1 protein-coding gene is annotated in these 1,316 nt (G+C 68.2%); it reads right to left on the bottom strand.

Going from position 1 to position 1,316, the window contains the following annotated elements; genetic code table 11:
- Positions 1-1,316 (bottom strand): HAD-IC family P-type ATPase (locus A5696_RS22470; protein WP_156738200.1); only part of this gene is annotated, 1,316 nt, incomplete at both ends.

Raw genomic sequence — 1,316 nt, 5'->3', positions numbered from 1 at the left:
GCGAAAACGATAAACGTCTGGGTGAGAAGGTTTTCCAGGAACCACCCGGTGTGAAACGCCACCTCGCCGGCGTGCAGGATGCCGAGCATGAATCCGAAGGTCAAGAAGTCGAACAGCGAGTTGATGGGCCCGAACGTCAGCATGAACCTGCGGATGAAGGCGACGTTCCAGTGCGCCGGCGCATCGCGTTGCTCCTCATCGACGCGGTCGGTGGGGATCGCCAACTGCGAGGCATCGTAGAGCAGGTTGCCCAGCAGGATCTGGCTGGGCAGCATCGGCAGAAACGGCAAGAACGCCGACGCGGCGGCGGCGCTGAAGGTGTTGCCGAAATTGCTCGATGTGCCCATGAACACGTACTTGATGGTATTGGCGAAAATCCTTCTGCCCGTGGCCACCCCGGTGGCCAGCACCCCCAGGTCCTTTTCCAGCAAGACCACGTCGGCCGCGTCCTTGGCGACGTCGGTGGCGCTGTCTACGGAGATCCCCACGTCCGCGGCGTGCAGGGCCAACGCGTCGTTGACGCCGTCGCCGAGGAAGCCGACCGATCGCCCGTTGCGGCGCAGCGCGGTGATCAGCCGCGCCTTCTGCTCGGGGGAGATGCGCGCGAAGATGGTGTGGTTTTGCGCGGCGTCGACGAACCCGTCGTCGTCGAGGGGTTCCAGCTCGGCGCCGGTGAGAGTGCCCTTGGACGCCAAACCCAGGTCATTGCAGACCTTTTCGGCGACCCGCGGATTGTCGCCGGTGGCGATCTTGAGCTCGATGCCCAGTTCGGCCAGCTGTGCCAGCGACTGGCGCGCCGCGGGTTTGGGTTCGTCGGCGAAGACCAGAAAGCCGGCCAGCGTGAGGTCGTGTTCGTCGTCGGCGGTGAGCTCCGTCAGCTCGGCGGCCGGGCGGGTGGCGACGGCGACCACCCGCCGTCCGGCGGCGAACAAGTCCGCCAGGGTCGCATCCGCGGCCGCCGGCGTCCCGTCGCACCGGTCCAGGACCTGTTCGGGGGCGCCCTTGACGACGAGGAGGCGGTTGCCGTCGTCGTCGACCAACACCGACGTCGCGCGCCGCTCGTGGTCGAACGGCAGCAGCGCGACGCGGCGCACCGCGCCGCCCACCAGTTGCTGTGGCTGCGGGGAGTCCCACAGCGCGGCGTCGAGCGGATTGGCGCTCACCACACCGGATTCCGGGTCGACGTCGGTGGCCAGCAACCCGAGCCGCCGGACCGGCTCGGCCGGCGCACCGGCCGGATCGACCGCGCCGACCAGGCGGATGCGGCCCTCCGTCAGCGTGCCGGTCTTGTCGGTGATCAGGATGTCGATGTCGCC

Source organism: Mycobacterium sp. E2699 (genome assembly GCF_001666745.1).
GTDB lineage: Bacteria > Actinomycetota > Actinomycetes > Mycobacteriales > Mycobacteriaceae > Mycobacterium.
The sequence above is the reverse complement of the archived record's forward strand: the minus strand, read 5'-3'. Positions and strand labels throughout refer to the sequence as shown.